General features: G+C 43.3%; 11 protein-coding genes and 1 tRNA gene. 3 read left to right on the top strand and 9 right to left on the bottom strand.

Features of this window, described 5'->3' with window-relative positions; all coding sequences use genetic code 11:
* Nucleotides 1-183, top strand: coding sequence for a CPXCG motif-containing cysteine-rich protein (locus EO131_RS01370; RefSeq protein WP_127018556.1), 183 nt, complete (start codon nt 1-3; stop codon nt 181-183).
* A 3-nt stretch (nt 184-186) separates the two neighbouring features.
* Here the strand turns inward: EO131_RS01370 and EO131_RS01365 are convergent, their stop codons facing one another.
* From EO131_RS01365 to EO131_RS01325, 9 genes are all read right to left on the bottom strand, one after another.
* Entirely contained in the window at nt 187-1,032 is an 846-nt protein-coding gene (locus EO131_RS01365; RefSeq protein WP_241243765.1) for a glycoside hydrolase family 16 protein, read from the bottom strand.
* Between the two features lie 87 nt (nt 1,033-1,119).
* Nucleotides 1,120-2,307, bottom strand: coding sequence for an MFS transporter (locus EO131_RS01360; protein WP_127018554.1), 1,188 nt, complete (start codon nt 2,305-2,307; stop codon nt 1,120-1,122).
* 356 nt (nt 2,308-2,663) lie between these two features.
* Nucleotides 2,664-3,464 carry a hypothetical protein gene (locus EO131_RS01355; RefSeq protein ID WP_127018553.1) on the bottom strand — a complete coding sequence of 267 codons (801 nt, stop codon included), beginning with the start codon at nt 3,462-3,464 and terminating at the stop codon, nt 2,664-2,666.
* Nucleotides 3,465-3,486: 22 nt separating this feature from the next.
* Nucleotides 3,487-5,202 carry a SusD/RagB family nutrient-binding outer membrane lipoprotein gene (locus EO131_RS01350; RefSeq protein WP_127018552.1) on the bottom strand — a complete coding sequence of 572 codons (1,716 nt, stop codon included), beginning with the start codon at nt 5,200-5,202 and terminating at the stop codon, nt 3,487-3,489.
* Between the two features lie 30 nt (nt 5,203-5,232).
* Nucleotides 5,233-8,475 carry a SusC/RagA family TonB-linked outer membrane protein gene (locus EO131_RS01345; RefSeq protein ID WP_127018551.1) on the bottom strand — a complete coding sequence of 1,081 codons (3,243 nt, stop codon included), beginning with the start codon at nt 8,473-8,475 and terminating at the stop codon, nt 5,233-5,235.
* Between the two features lie 384 nt (nt 8,476-8,859).
* Nucleotides 8,860-9,330 (bottom strand): helix-turn-helix domain-containing protein, encoded by a 471-nt coding sequence (locus tag EO131_RS01340; protein ID WP_127018550.1) that lies wholly within the window; start codon nt 9,328-9,330, stop codon nt 8,860-8,862.
* Nucleotides 9,331-9,402: 72 nt separating this feature from the next.
* Nucleotides 9,403-10,917 (bottom strand): helix-turn-helix domain-containing protein, encoded by a 1,515-nt coding sequence (locus tag EO131_RS01335; protein WP_127018549.1) that lies wholly within the window; start codon nt 10,915-10,917, stop codon nt 9,403-9,405.
* Nucleotides 10,918-11,104: 187 nt separating this feature from the next.
* Nucleotides 11,105-11,177, bottom strand: a tRNA-Met gene (locus tag EO131_RS01330).
* A gap of 134 nt (nt 11,178-11,311) precedes the next feature.
* Nucleotides 11,312-12,814 (bottom strand): aryl-sulfate sulfotransferase, encoded by a 1,503-nt coding sequence (locus EO131_RS01325; RefSeq protein WP_164731584.1) that lies wholly within the window; start codon nt 12,812-12,814, stop codon nt 11,312-11,314.
* Nucleotides 12,815-12,953: 139 nt separating this feature from the next.
* On the opposite strand from EO131_RS01325, the gene EO131_RS01320 reads away from it, so the two are divergent.
* On the top strand, nt 12,954-14,318 hold the full coding sequence (locus tag EO131_RS01320) for an alanine/glycine:cation symporter family protein (RefSeq protein WP_127018975.1): 1,365 nt from the start codon (nt 12,954-12,956) through the stop codon (nt 14,316-14,318).
* A complete protein-coding gene (era, locus tag EO131_RS01315; protein ID WP_127018547.1) occupies nt 14,308-15,189 on the top strand; it encodes a GTPase Era in 882 nt (293 codons plus the stop codon). Before EO131_RS01320 ends, era begins: the two co-directional genes overlap by 11 nt.
* Nucleotides 15,190-15,191: the final 2 nt, after the last annotated feature.

The following is a 15,191-nucleotide window of genomic DNA, read 5'->3' as shown; positions in this document are numbered from 1 at the left end:
ATGTACGAGCATTTCTTCCAATGTCCATATTGCTGGGAAGAAATATCCTTTCTATTGGATGCATCCGTTTCCCGACAGACTTATGTTGAGGACTGTGAAGTGTGTTGTAATCCCATTGAGGTTACTGCCGGTTTCGAAAACAACAAATTGGTCGAATTTGAAGCCAGGGAACTGGGGCAATAATCACTATTGATAAATTCGGACGTAATCGATCACAAAATCGGCTTGGGAAAGGGAACTGGGAACTTTCCCGCCCAAATTTCCACCCATGGCGAGATTTAGGAAGAGGTAATGATGATGGTTGAAGGGTTTGTTATCTGAATTTTCAAGCTCATAAACCAAATTTCCGTCCACAAACGTACGGATACGATCTTGTGTCCATTCCATGGAGAAAACATGGAACCCATCATCACTTGTGGAAAGCGTATGAGTGGAACCTTCCTCATGATACACTTTGGTGATCAAATCATCCCAGTGAAAATGGGATATGGTATGCTCCTTGTCCCAACCGGTCTGTTCCAGAATATCGATTTCCCCACATTTGGCCCAGCCAACACTACCAAATCGATTACCAAAATAATTGCCTCTTTCATTCACGTTGGCACCCAAGGTCCAAATGGCGGGCCATGTTCCTGCATCTTTGGGCAATTTGGCCCTTACTTCAACTTTTCCGTAGGTGAAAGCAAATTTGGCATTCAATCGAGCGGAGGTGTATGACTTTTTTGAACCTTCAACCTCGTAATCTTCCTTTAAGGCACGAATTGTCAATTTTCCATTGGTTACACCGGAGTTGATCAATCGATCGGTATAATGTTGCAGCTCATCATTGAACCAACTCCCATCTTTGGGTGGCAGGATTTGATGGTGCCACTTGTTTGGATCGGGATGTCCCTCGTTATCAAATTCATCAAAAAACACCAAATGATGGAATAAGGAATCAGAAGGATATAACTCTTCGGATGTTTGTCCCCAAGAAGGTTGAACGCAAAATTCAAGACAAATAAAAATGAGAAGGGTAAAGTAGGATCTCAATTTGTAGAATAAATGGTTTGCTGTTGAATATACGGATTCTTTGCGTGGCAGTAGCATACAAAACCAATGGTGTTAACAAAAGTAAGGTTAGTAGCGGGCTTTCTTTTTTTGAACAAATAGAATATAGATGCCAATACATGCACCAATACTGGCCAAAATGGCACCAACTACACTCGAGTATGTTACCTGTAGGCCGAAAACCATGGGAAGCCCACCAAAGTAAGCGCCTGATGCGTTGCCCATGTTAAAGGCGCTTTGATTCATGGAGGAGCCCAGTTTCTCGGCTCCCTTGGCCGCTTTTATAATGGCCGTTTGAATAGGGGCGGTCACCGAAAATGTAATAATGCCCACTATAAAACTTAGGATGAAAATGGCGATGCTGTTACTGGCCAAAAACGAGTTGGTCAATAAAGTAATGGCCATACAGCACATACTTACGACCACCGATTTTACAGGGCTGAAAAGTTCGATCATACGAGCGCCCAAAAAATTTCCCACAAACATGCCCACCCCGGCCACAATCATAATGTAACCCACATAAGAATCAGGCAACTCAGCAATATCGGTAACCAATGGCGCGATATAACTGTACCAGGCAAAAAAACCGCCACTGCCAATGGTAGTCAATGCAATTAACGCCCAAAGAGTCTTGTTTTTCAATCCCTGATTGGCACTTCCACTGCTTGCTATGGATTGATCTTCCAGTTCTTGTTTGGGCATCCAAAAATAGAGGCTGGTCAAAGTGGCCAATCCGGCGAGGCCCACCAGCAAAAATGAAAAGCTCCAGTGCCATTCCTGTCCAATATACGTGCCCAGAGGTACACCGATTATATTGGCTACCGTTAGGCCGGAAAACATGATGGCCATGGCCTGTGCGGCTTTTTCAGGACGGGTCAAATAGCCCGAAACCACTGCGCCAATGCCAAAAAAGGCACCATGTGGCATACCTGATAAAAATCGAAAGAGCATCATGGTCCAGTAATTCCCTGAAAAGGAGGAAAGGGTATTGAAGACCGTGAACCAAACCATCAAGAACAGCAATGTTTTCTTGGGAGAAAGATTATTGGTAAGTCGGGCCATAAACGGTCCTCCGATTACCACACCCAAAGCATAGATGGCGATAAAATGCCCCGCTTTGCTGATGGAAATCTGCATGGAATCCGCAATGTTGGGCAGTATGCCCATGATTACAAATTCGGTTAATCCAATGCCGAATCCGCCGATGGCAAGGGACAACAATGCTTTCTTATTGGTCGGGTTGGTGTTGTTTTCCAATTTGGAGTAGTTGTAGCCTTGGTTTTAAGAGTGTCAAAGGTACAAGTATTCGGAAGATAAAAATGCAATGAAATTTTCTGAATTATGTGTTGGATTGTGATGGTGAAAGAAAAAAACAGCCCTGAAGGTAATGGTGACTAATTCAAATACACTCAAAAATGAAATAAATACGTTTTAAAGTTATTCTTGCCAGGGCTGTTTTGAAGATTACTCCGTACTCTGAATAAAATTAGGGGGTTGGACAGCAAAAAGGGATAACCCTTATCCAAAAGGACTTGTCCTTATCGAGTAGTACTTTTTTTTACAAAAAAAGCCCGATTTTATAACCGGGCTTTGTTAAAAACAGCATGTTGGAGTTAGTTAATACAAGGAGAAGGGTTGGGTCCAAAAGGTCCACGAACATCACCATCCGGTGTTTGAATAGTGTATACGTGTTCCTCCTCGAACGCTCCACTGGTATAGGAAATCACCAAACTGCTTGTGCCTGCTGGTACATCCACATTGAACGTTGCCGCATCGCCCGCAGTAAAGGTGTAGTTTGTGGCAACTCCATCGATCTCGAAGGTGACGAATGCGCCATCCCAACCATCTCCATACAGATCTTGCATGTCAATGATCCAAGTTCCGGCAATGGTGGCATCCGAGATGGCCGAACATTTCACCAAAACAATAAAATTGAAAGCTTGTAGCTGCTCTGGCTGACCGGTTACGGTTGCACTATAGTTTTCAAATGTGGTAACGGTTCCATCGGTTCCTGTTGATTTACCTAGGAACCGAATAAAGTCTCCTCCCGAAATGTCATCTACGGTAATGCCCAAAGCACTGGCGATATCAGTATACGGAATGGATATATCACTTGGGAAACTGTTTACCGTTGCCAAGGCAACCGTATCCGTGGCAACCCCACCTGATTCGATACTCACGCTAAGCTCCCACGAAGCGACATTGTCACTTGGGTCATCTACCGTGGCCGTAAAAGTTGCCGTGCCCAAATCTCCCTTGGCCACAATAGTCTCATCGACCAAAATACGAACGTAAGGGGCTTTGGAATTTTCCAGATCAAAAACGTTAAGTGGGTTCTTGTCCTTGTCCTCGCAGGCTACTGTTGCAACGGCAACCACCAGAAGACCTAAAATATAGTTGAATGTATTTTTCATTTGTATCATTTTTTAGATTGAATCAGTCTACAAATCCTTTAGGATTGGTATCCCAAAAAACGGGCGTGTCCGGAGCACTTTTTTGTGTGATGTTGGTGTTGCTGTCGGCCGCGGTTTGCGGATACCACATGGATCGTAAAAAGGTGCCGGGATCCGAGATGGTAAACGCAGGGGTCAGATTATCCGGTTGTCCGGTCCTTCTGTAGGTGTTATAGGCTTCTATACCATTGCACCAAAGCGCTATGAAATATTGCTCGGCAATAATCCTCATCTTGTCCGTATCGCTACCTGCATCAAAATTGGTGAGGATTTCGGCAATATGGTTTTCAATGGCGGTGGATGTTGGCACAAATCCTGACCCGTCGGCCAACGAAGCTCCAAAGTTTACCACGGTATTGATGGATTGTCGGATACCTGTTTCCAAATAGTTGCGGGCACTTCCGGTTGTATTCAAGGTCAAAGATGCCTCAGCCAACATGAAATAGGTATAGGAAGACATGAGAATGGGAGAAATACCTGCTCCAACAAGTCCTTCATTTACTGCTCCTGATCCTGATACATTTCGGAACGAATTGTCATCAAACGGACCGCCTACAGGATAGGTGCCGTGCAAGGTCCTGAAAGCATCATCTGGTGGAATTCCATCATCATCCAAGTGGTTTCTGCCCCAATATCCACTTAAGCCATTGATGGCCGGAACCAAACAATAAGGCTCACTGGGATCCCACCAAGAGGGTAATGCCACTTCGGTAACACATTCCTTTGTAACCACATCGGCACCGGAAAAATCCTCTTGTTGCCTGTAGAAATAATAACGTATTCTGGGGTCTGGCTCATTGTATTGATTGGCCATAAGGTTCATGTAATAGTTACAGGTATAAAAATCTGAACTTGGGCCAGCACCATCATAGTTGGCATCGAAATAGGGATGTCTGCTATCCGGTGATGCATTGTTGGTGCCCCATTGGAAAAAGAAATCATCTTCAGGATCGAGGATCAATTGGTTGCCACTGATCAGCTCGTTGATGCGTGCAGTGGAAACAGAAGCTCCAAACCCGTCTGCATTGGCAATCCTGGTCTGCAGATATAATTTGAGGCGCATGGTATTCGCCACTTTGATCCATTGGCTTTCATCACCTCCATAAAAAAGGTCGTTTAATGGTAGTACAGTTTCATCCTTGTTAAGATTGGCTATGGCATCCACCAGCAACTGATCGGCAGCGGCATAAATGGAGGCGCCGGAATCCAATGATGGATTCAAAATGCCCTCACCGCCTTTGGCAGCTTCAGAATAGGGCACATCCCCAAAAAAGTCGACCATGGCCATCATAATATAGGCTTCCAAAATTTGACCGATGGCTATATGGGTGTATTGCCCAGCTTCCTCGGCCAAGGGATTCATGGTTCGAATGTCGATCAATGCCCGCGCATAAACGTTATCCCAAACACGGTCAAAATCGCTGGGATCGTAACTTTCCCGATACGTGGGGCCAAACCCGTGCTGCATACGAACAGGTTCCATACCAAACTGGCTCAATCCATTTTCGGCACGCCCTTCTTCACCGGAATGGATCTGGGCGGTCATCAATTGAATCTGGTTCAAAAAGAAATCCACACTCGCTTGCGATGGATTCAGCGCATTCGGACTTTCCACCACATCCAAGGTAGTGGTCTCACAGCCCAATAAAGCGGCTATCGCAGCGAAGGTGAGACAAGTTATCTTTGCTATTTTTTTCATGATATTTATTTTAAATCTTGTTAGCTGCTATTAAAATGTTGCCTTCACGGTAAGACCGTATCTTCTTGTGGATGGTCCAGTGAAGAAATCGATTCCCTGACCATTGCCTACACCTGTACTGGATGAGTTGGTGTCGTACCGGATATCATCTGGAAAGTTCACTGCCTTGTACCATAGGTTGGAACCTGACAAAGTCAATGAAAGGCTTCCAAATGGGGTTTTGTCCAACATCTTTTTGGGTACGGAATACCCCAATGAAGCTTCTTGCAACCTAATGGTGGTTCCGTCGTAGATGTTTACCTCATTGATGCCGCCGGCGAAATACGTATTGAAACCAAACTCTGTTGATGTGATGGCCACATCATTAGGGGTTCCGTCGGCGAAGACTCCTGGCAAAATATAGTTGGATTCACGGTCGATAGGATCGTCTGCATCCACAACGCCTCGGCCGATCAAACCTGCTGTAGTCACAGAGTACACATCGCCACCATGACGGTATTGTAGGTTGGCCGATAATGTGAATCCTTTATAGGTAAATGTTGGAATCAAAGCAGTGGTCCAATCTGGGTTGGGATCGCCAATTTCGCTGATTGTATTGTTTACCTGATAGCGTCCGTTGTTGCCGACCACCTTGTTGCCATTGGCATCCCTTTGTATGGTAGAACCTAAGAATACCCCGAATGGTCTTCCTTCCACGGCATAGTTTGCAGCTTCGCCGGCAACGGCAAAGGTCAATAAGATGTTATTGGTGCCCTCGGCCAAATCGGTTACGATGGTTTCATTGGCGGTAAAGTTTCCAGCAATGTTAAATCCGAAACCGGTATCACTTTTTCTAAAGATATTGAGGTCATAATCCACCTCAATACCTTTGGTTTCCACTTCCCCGATGTTCACAAAGGTGGAAAGGAACCCGGTAGAACTATCCAAAGTTCTGTTGGTGATCAAATCGCTGGTGGATTTTTTGAAGATACTGACGTTAAAGTTCAAACGGTTGAACAATCTAGTATCCAGACCCACTTCCAATTCTTGTACCTTTTCAGGAGATAGCGCTCGGTTACCCAAAGCATCGGAAACGGTGTTCCCTGAAACCACATTTCCATTGTTGTCCACGAAAGCCCTTGATCCAAGTGTTAATACATCACGTGTATTGAACGGAGTAGGGAATCCCGCTGATGAACCATAACCCAATCGTAGTTTGGCATAGTTCAATGCATTGCCTTGAATGGATGGGAAAGCGGTTGTTGGAATAAAGGACAAGCTCGCTCCTGGATAAAACAGGGAGTTGTTTTCCTGCTCCAAAGTGGACGACCAGTCGTTCCTGCCGACAACGTTCAAGTAAAGCATGTCTTTATAGGAAAGTGTTGCGTCCAGGTATACACCTACTAAATTTTCCTCGAAATTTTGGTTAAGGTTTGATCCAGAAAAGGAGTTGGACGATGATGGGGTCGTAAAATTATAGTGTTCCAAAACCCCAAAGACCAATTGCCCCTGACTTTCTATACCATCTTGTGCATACGTGTCCCTTCGACTGTTTGCTCCTAGGGTTGCATTCAGTTTCAAGTCTTCGTTGATAGCTTTTTCGGCACTTAGGATAAAGTCATGGTTCCAAATGGAGTTTCGGACCGAAGTTGTTCTTAAAATACCCAAAGTAGGGCCATCCACACCGCCTTTGTTCTGACCGTAGGAGTTTAATTCCGTATAGGTGTCAAGACCCATTCGGTAGGTGAGGTTCATCCAATCGTTGATGGCATAACTTAAGGACATGTTGCCGGTAAAGCGATCGGTTTCTTGCGAGGTCTTGGAATTGGCTACCGTCCAATAAGGATTTTGGATATCGTTCCCGGAGCGGTAATATACGCTTCGACCATCGGCCGCTTGGAAAGGGATATTGGTAAGATCTACACTTCGGGGCGTGTACAGCACATCACCGAAAATAGCAGAGCCATTAAATGCCGCACCACTACCGGTACTAACGGCATTTGGTGGAGAGCTGTATCCGGTCCTTGCAAAATTAAAGATACCCGAAGCCGTAAATTTATTTGATAACCGTGCGTTGCCGCCCAGGCTAAAGTTGTTACGAATCAACCGGTTTCCTGGGGTTACCCCAATATCTTCAGTTCGGCCATAATTGGCATTGAAACTTATTTTTTCGGAACCCCCTCTAATATTCACAGAGGTATTGTACACATAGCCCGTTCTGAAAAATTCTTCAACTCCATTGTATGGCTTGTATGGGTATTCATCGTCCAGAAGGTCTTCATAGCCCGCAATAAGGGTTGGATCGGCAATAAAGTTGAAAGGGTGTTGTAATATGGCCTCACCATTAGATCCTGTTCGAATAAATTGGCCGGCCTGGGCAATACCATCATCATCCGTACGATCAAAGCGTGGCCCCCAGTTACTGAAAAAATACCCAAATCCTTGATGGAAACCACCACCATAGTTGTCTTGGTATTTAGGCAATACAGCATTCGAAATAAATACCGATTGGGAAACGGTGACTTCTGTTTTTGATGGTGTGTCACCCGAAGCAGAACCTTTGGTGGTGATCAAGATTACCCCATTTCTACCCCGGTTACCATACAATACTGTGGCACTCAAACCTTTCAAGACACTTACACTGGCAATGTTGTTGGGGTCAAGGTCCAAAAAGCGGCTGGACTCGGTGTTGCCATCCAAAAAGTTGGTCTGGGTGTTGGTTCCAGAATCAAATGGGATTCCATCTACAATAAACAACGGTTGGTTGGACTGTGTGGCCGATGAATACCCACGAATAATGATATTGGTACCGGAACCGGAAAGACCGTTGTTGTTGGTAATGTTCACCCCAGCGACCTTACCGTTCAAAACACGGGCAATATCGGCCTCTGGCCGCGATTCCACTTTATCGGCCTCTACGGTGGTTACGGCGTAGCCCAGCGATCGCTTTTCACGAACGATTCCCTGAGCAGTCACGACCACCTCCTCCAATTGCGAGGCATCTTCCTGCATTTGGACATTGATTGTGTTCTCTGCACCAACGGAACGCTCCACCGTTCTTTGGCCCAAATAGGAAAACACCAAAACGTCGCCTACACTTGCCTCGATCAAGTATTGGCCATCAAAATCGGATTGGGTACCGTTTGTTGTGCCCTTCACAATTATGTTTACACCGGGCAATGGTACGCCTTCTTGGTCGGTTACCGTTCCAGAAACCGATTTTTCTTGGGCCTGCACAAATGCCATCGAAAGACAAAGTGCCAAAAGCGCTCCAAAAAGATTCTTAACTTTCATACGAATAAGTTTTGTTAGTAATTGAATGAGTTACGGCAATTGAGAAAGGCGGGCGGGGAAGGAAAATTGATAGCTAATTCAAATAATACTTCATAGAAGTGAACAAAACTTAATGGATTTTGTTTTTTAGAAATAAGGCCTCTCACCGCCCTACCTTTACAATTGCATAACAAATCAACTCATTGCGGTACTAGGATTGGTACTTCTGCAACGGGGAGAACCTTTAAAAACAAGCTGCCCATGGGCAAGTACTCTTTTTAACATTGGCAACCCAAGGGGTATTTGGACTTGGAATGGCAGAAATACAAAAAGGCCCCTCGCCAATAGCGAGGGGCCTTTTTCGGTGTTGATGATTGGATTGGATTTGTGGAACAGCTTGGGTGATTAAGCCATTTGCATTCCAAAGGAATATGCTGCGGAACTTCTAAAATCATTCGGGCTAACGCCGGTATTCTTTTTGAAGGCCGTATAGAAACTGTTCTTACTGTTGAAGCCTACTTCGAACATAATCGCCTTAACACTTAATCCAGGATCGGAGGCCAAAAGGTATTTTGCCTCCTTAATTCGGTAGTCGTTAAGAAACGTATAGAAATTCTTGGCAAAATACGTGTTGATGACTTGGGAAACCTTGTACCTGTTTTGTTGAATGTGTTCTGCCAGATCATCCAAGCCCAGCGTATTGTTCCTGTAGATTTTGTCCATCTTAAAAGCTTGCTCAATGTTGGCCTTGATTTCCATTGCCTGAATTTCAGTAAGTCCGGATTTTTCATATTTTCTCTGGACAGGGCACGGTTCTCTACCAGGGTCCTCTTCGACCAAGTACCTCGATACGAATTGTTTTAGTAGTCTTCTCATTTGATTGATGTTTTGATTGATGACTACTAGTTACCCATAAATAGGGCGATTGTCGGTGTTCCCGATAAGAGTTTACTTATTTTTTACACTTACAAGGTATTGGCTTGGGGTAAGATTGGTGTCTTTTTTAAAAGCCTTGTTAAACGATACCTTGTTGTTGTAGCCCACTTCGTAAGCAATATCTATGATATTGGATTTGGATTCTTTTTCCAAGAGTTCCTTTGCTTCTTTAATCCGATAAGAATTGACAAATTCATGGAAGCTCATTTCAAAGTGTTCGTTTATCAGTTGTGAAGCGTTGTGCCGTGTGGTATCCAATTTTTCAGCCACCATATCAAGGTTGAGGTCGTTTCTTCGATATAGTTTTTGATCGTCAAAAAGATCTTGGAGGCATTTTTTCAAATCTTGGGATAGGCTTTCCGTTAAACCGGATTTTACATACTTAGGGAACAGTCTATTGGTGTACGCGTATAACCCGCTGAACACGTCCGGTTGTACATTGGCCGCATAACCAATATAAAGGACCATCACGCTCATTAGTACAATAGGGGCATGAAATAAAAAACCACTGTTTTTACCTACAATGATGAAACTGCCATACATGATATAGACAAACACATAGCTCACGTGAATGCCGTAGATGTTTTTTTGCCATAGTCTGGTTTTTGGTGAAAGTTCTTCGTTACCCTTGCGTATGGTTCTGTGGACAAAATAAGCATAAACGGCCAAGGAAATGGCTTTTAATAATACCAGCAATATTAATTTGGTAGAGTCGCCAGGGTTTATTCCGTCCTTTAGGCGATCCAACATGGCATTTAACTTTTCCGTCCCTGTGAAAGCATAGACCTCTGGAATGAGATAAAAAAGAAGGATCACTGTGGGGATAAAATGCCAAAGGTCCCTTACTTTCAGATTTTTGTAGCGCGATACCCTTCGGAAATACAGGTAGAGCAAAGGACCATATAAAAAGGAGGACCAGGTTGACATTAAATACGTGTGGGGAAACTCAAAAACGTAATTGGTGTTGTTCACACATATATTTAATATAAACAGGGAATGGATAAATACAAAAAGGGCAATGAGGGTGCGGGCTTCCTTATCTATTTTTTTATTCAGCAATAATAGGAACATGACATAGAAGCCGATGATCGCCACAAAAAAGTAAAATACCGACCAAATGGTGATATTGGGTAGCAGTTTACCCGATAATCTTTCAAACTCATTGGAATGCCGTATGTTGTCAAAACCCTCGTGTAACAAAAACGTGGGTTGAAATTCCATTTTAAAGTAATCATAAATATGGGAAATGGATTCTTCGGGATGATCAATGGCGGCCTCGCTCAAGGCCAACTTTTTAAGCACATGGATTTTTTCCTCCTCATCTTCAACCTCCAGATTTTTGGTGTAAATGGGAATTGCTTTTTCAAAATGATGAATGTTGAAATAGTAATCGGCCCAATCAATGGAATCTTTAAATGTAACACCGTTAACACCAATCACACCACCAGTATTGCGGATTCCTCCATAAACAGAAATCGCATATACCAATAGAAATAGTAAGACAATATTTTGGATGAATTGTCTCATTTTTGATTGATGATGAATTAGTTCTGTTAACAAATTAGCAAAACCAAACCTTAAAATTGTTAACAAACTATTAAAATAGGTAAGCCCCGATAATAATTTACCTTTTTAAGATATTGGAATAAGCTAAAAACCAGAGTTTTGGATAGATGCATAAAAAAAGCCGAAGCATTTGCTTCGGCTTTCCTAGTAGCGGGGACTGGACTCGAACCAGTGACCTTCGGGTTATGAGCCCGACGAGCTACCTACTGCTCTACCCCGCGATGTGGACGGCAAATATACAAACAATAAACAATTCTACACAATAGAAACCTGCTTTTGTTTATTTTGTGTTTTGATAAAGTTGAAAAACCAGATGTCTGTAATAGCTGTATGGTTTCAACGGTCATCAAACAAATTAAATTCCCAGGTTGACGATTTCTGGACTATCTTTTGAATAAAATACCCCTCTCCAAAATTGGTTGCCCAATCCATCATACTTCCATACAACTTCGCCAGTGGAAGTTACTTCCCAAAACCCAAAATCTCCCTCGCAAATTAAAGTGTTTCCATTGGGGAGCCTGGATGCACCTCCAATTCTTGGAAAGAACAAGGTGTTGTCCGTAAACTCAAAAATTATAGTAGGATCAGTGCCAATTGGAGTTGTCTCATTTATTTCGGGTAACAAAAACTCCATGGCACTGGATTGCCCAGCAACATTGTTATTGTTAAAAATCAATAAGCTTATTTGACCTTCATTGGTTATAAAGGTAGGATTGTGGTTGAAATCAAAAATGTTGGTTTTGGCCAAGTCTCCAAATACTTTTTGGTTGCCAAAGCGATACAATAAATCGCCACCTTTGTTAAATTGTCCACCACTGCTCGTTCTTGCTTCTTCCGTTGTGGTACTGTGATCGATGATCCAAACCTCACTGAAAAAATTTATGCTCAGCACTATAATATCCTTTTCAGGTAAATAGTCAATACCGTTGGCATGCATAACATCTCCAGATGCCACAAATTCATGTACATCCGAATTTGCATAAAGAATATTGATTTTATTCTTCTCCAACCCTGGGTCTCCAAACGAATCCAGTTCGGAATTAAAATCTTGCACAATATGGTCCCAACTTTTCCATTCCCACACTATTTCATCGGAATCTGGATTTATTTCAATTACTTTCTCAGTGAAAATATCCGTTGTGCTGTTCAAGCCAATCGAGCTCGCTTCTGCCAGGGGGATTCTTTCCCAAACGAGAACTAAAATATTACCGTTTGGCATCTGTACAAGGTCGTGATGTGTGATTTCATTCTCGGTTGCAAGTACATATTCCCAAAGGACATTACCTTCTTTGTCTATTTCCCTTATAATGCCACTTTGACCGCCAAAGGCAATAGGAGGGGCATCAACCTTGAAAAGGCCCAAAAGATTGCCCTCAGGAGTAATTTCAATGTCTTGGCCCAATACTCTGTCAAAAGTCCAACTAAAAACTTTGTTTCCGTCATGGTCCACTAAATAACAACTGTTTTGCCCATTTTCTATTGCAAAAATGTAACCGGAATCATCAATTAGTTCGGCATTCAAATACGTGACTTCTGCTTCCGCTTTTTCGGGTTCCTCATTTATTTTTTCTATAAAGTTGGCGTGTAGGTTAATTGATTTGTCCACAGTAACATCGATCACAGGTGAGGTCGAATTAATATCGCCACTCCATTTTTCAAACTCAAAGTTGGTGTCTGCGGTTGCCGTAATTGAGAGTTCGGTACCTTCAATATATTCACCGGAATCAATGTCGACACTGCCACCGGTATCCGTTGTTATGGTCAAGGAATAAAAGGTCTCTTTTGGTGTTTGGTCCTTTTCACATGCTGTGCTAAGTACACCAATAATTAAGCAAAGGATTGATATTCTTTTCCCCACAATTCTAATTTTGATTTCTAAGTTAACTAAAAATATTTTGGTCCTCAAATTGGGTTGTTTTTAGTTGGGGTTTATTGGGAAAACATATAGATTCTTTAGCTTGAACTAAAATGATTACCTTGTGGATTTTTTAAAATATATGGATGGTTTAAATGAATTAATATCTTCTTTACTTCCTTATACGGAGTGGCCCATGTTTATCCTGCTTATTGGCGGGGGACTTTTTTTGGTCTTTTACTCCCGATTTGCACCTTACCGTTATTTTGGTCATGCTTTGGCAGTGGTTTCCGGTAAATACGACGACAAAAATGCCAAGGGAGATGTAACATCGTTTCAGGCATTATCGGCAGCAGTGGCTGCAACGGTAGGTCTGGGGAACATATCCGGTGTGGCCATCGCCATTCACGATGGTGGCCCCGGAGTGGTATTTTGGATCTGGATGACAGCCCTTTTGGGTATGGGAATCAAGTTTTATTCAGGTAGTTTGGCCATTATGTTCCGAGCTACCGATGCAGAAGGTCACTTACAGGGCGGTCCTATGTTCTATATCACCAAAGGAATGGGTAAATGGGCCAAGCCCATGGCCGTATTTTTTAGTATCTGCGGAATGATCGGGTTTTTGGGCGTGTTTACGGCCAACCAATTTACTGAGGCCTTCATGGGTGTAGTTCAACCGCATGAAACCATCTTCGCCACCAGTGAGTACAATTGGAAATTGGGAATCGGTTTCTTTTTGGCCATAATAACCTCCATCGTGATTTTCGGCGGACTTACGAAGATTGCCAAGGTCGCATCGGCCATTGTGCCCTTCATGGTCGGGGTATATCTTCTGGCAGTCATTTTTGTGATGGCCAGTAATGCTGGGGATGTTTGGCCGGCCCTTAAAATGATTTTGGTGGAGGCCTGGAACTTTGATACCATGGTTACCGGCGGCTTTTGGGGATTGGTGATCATAGGTGTCCGTAGGGCCATGTTTTCCAATGAGGCAGGTTTGGGCAGTGCCCCTATGTATCATGGGCAATCCAAAAACGATGAGCCAACAAAGGAAGGCCTTGTGGCCATGTTGGGTCCGTTTATCGATACCATTATGGTCTGTACCTTTACTGCAGTGGTCATTATTTTAAGTGGTGCTTATTTGGAAGAGGGAAGTGGCATCACCATGACCATGACGGCATTTGAAAAAACATTGTACGGTATGGGGGATGTGCTTCTGATGATCATCGTTACGGCATTCGCCCTATCCACGTTGTTTACCTATTCTTATTATGGCGTGAAAAGTTTATCGTTCTTGACCACTCCGAAAATAGGAAAGTGGTACAATGTATTTTTTGTGGTGATGGTTGTTTTTGCCGCTGTGGCTTCCCTACAATTGGTGAAAAATCTCATTGACCTATCCTATGCATTGATGGTCATTCCGAACATGATCGCAGTTTTGTATCTTTCACCAAAGGTGAACGCAGCATCGAAGAAGTACTTTAAAAAATTGAAAGAAGGTGGGGCATAAGGCAGGTTTCGTAAATATTATTGGTAATCCCAATGTGGGCAAATCCACGTTGATGAATGCCTTTGTGGGCGAAAAATTGTCCATAATCACCTCCAAGGCGCAAACAACAAGGCACCGAATTTTGGGTATTGTCAATGGGGAGGATTTTCAGGTCATCCTTTCCGATACGCCTGGAATCATAAAACCGGCCTACGAACTCCAGACCTCGATGATGGATTTTGTAAAATCGGCCTTCGAGGATGCCGATGTACTTTTGTATATGGTGGAAATCGGAGAAAAGGCGTTAAAGGATGAAGCTTTTTTCAAAAAAATCCAGAACAGCAAAATCCCGGTCCTACTTTTACTCAATAAAATTGATACTTCCGACCAAGCGCAGTTGGAAGAACAAATGGCCTACTGGCAGGAACAGTTGCCCCAGGCAGAGATCCATCCTATTTCCGCCCTCGAAAATTTTAATGTCAAGGAAGTGTTCGAGCGCATCCTGGAATTGCTGCCTGAAGCACCGCCTTATTACCCTAAAGACCAATTAACGGACAAACCGGAACGTTTTTTTGTGAACGAGACCATTCGTGAAAAAATATTGCTCAATTATAAAAAGGAGATTCCCTACGCCGTTGAGGTGGAAACAGAGGAGTTTTTGGAGGATGAGGACATTATCCGTATCCGTTCGGTGATCATGGTGGAGCGCGATACCCAAAAGGGTATCATTATCGGTCATAAAGGGAGTGCACTTAAAAAAGTGGGGGTGCAGGCCCGCAAAGACCTCGAGAAATTCTTTGCCAAACAAGTGCACATTGAACTGTTTGTGAAGGTCAATAAAAATTGGCGAAGCAATGCCCAGCAGTTGAGACGGTTTGGCTATAACGGGTAAAC

It is taken from the genome of Flagellimonas beolgyonensis (assembly GCF_003992615.1).
GTDB lineage: Bacteria > Bacteroidota > Bacteroidia > Flavobacteriales > Flavobacteriaceae > Flagellimonas > Flagellimonas beolgyonensis.
Note: the sequence above shows the minus strand (reverse complement) of the source record. Positions and strands in the feature narration are given on the sequence as shown.

Coding starts and splice junctions, on each gene's coding strand:
- EO131_RS01370 (WP_127018556.1), top strand. CDS start 1: ATGTACGAGCATTTCTTCCAATGTCCATATTGCTGGGAAGAAATATCC.
- EO131_RS01355 (WP_127018553.1), bottom strand. CDS start 3,464: ATGAAAAATACATTCAACTATATTTTAGGTCTTCTGGTGGTTGCCGTT.
- EO131_RS01350 (WP_127018552.1), bottom strand. CDS start 5,202: ATGAAAAAAATAGCAAAGATAACTTGTCTCACCTTCGCTGCGATAGCC.
- EO131_RS01345 (WP_127018551.1), bottom strand. CDS start 8,475: ATGAAAGTTAAGAATCTTTTTGGAGCGCTTTTGGCACTTTGTCTTTCG.
- EO131_RS01340 (WP_127018550.1), bottom strand. CDS start 9,330: ATGAGAAGACTACTAAAACAATTCGTATCGAGGTACTTGGTCGAAGAG.
- EO131_RS01335 (WP_127018549.1), bottom strand. CDS start 10,917: ATGAGACAATTCATCCAAAATATTGTCTTACTATTTCTATTGGTATAT.
- EO131_RS01320 (WP_127018975.1), top strand. CDS start 12,954: ATGGATGGTTTAAATGAATTAATATCTTCTTTACTTCCTTATACGGAG.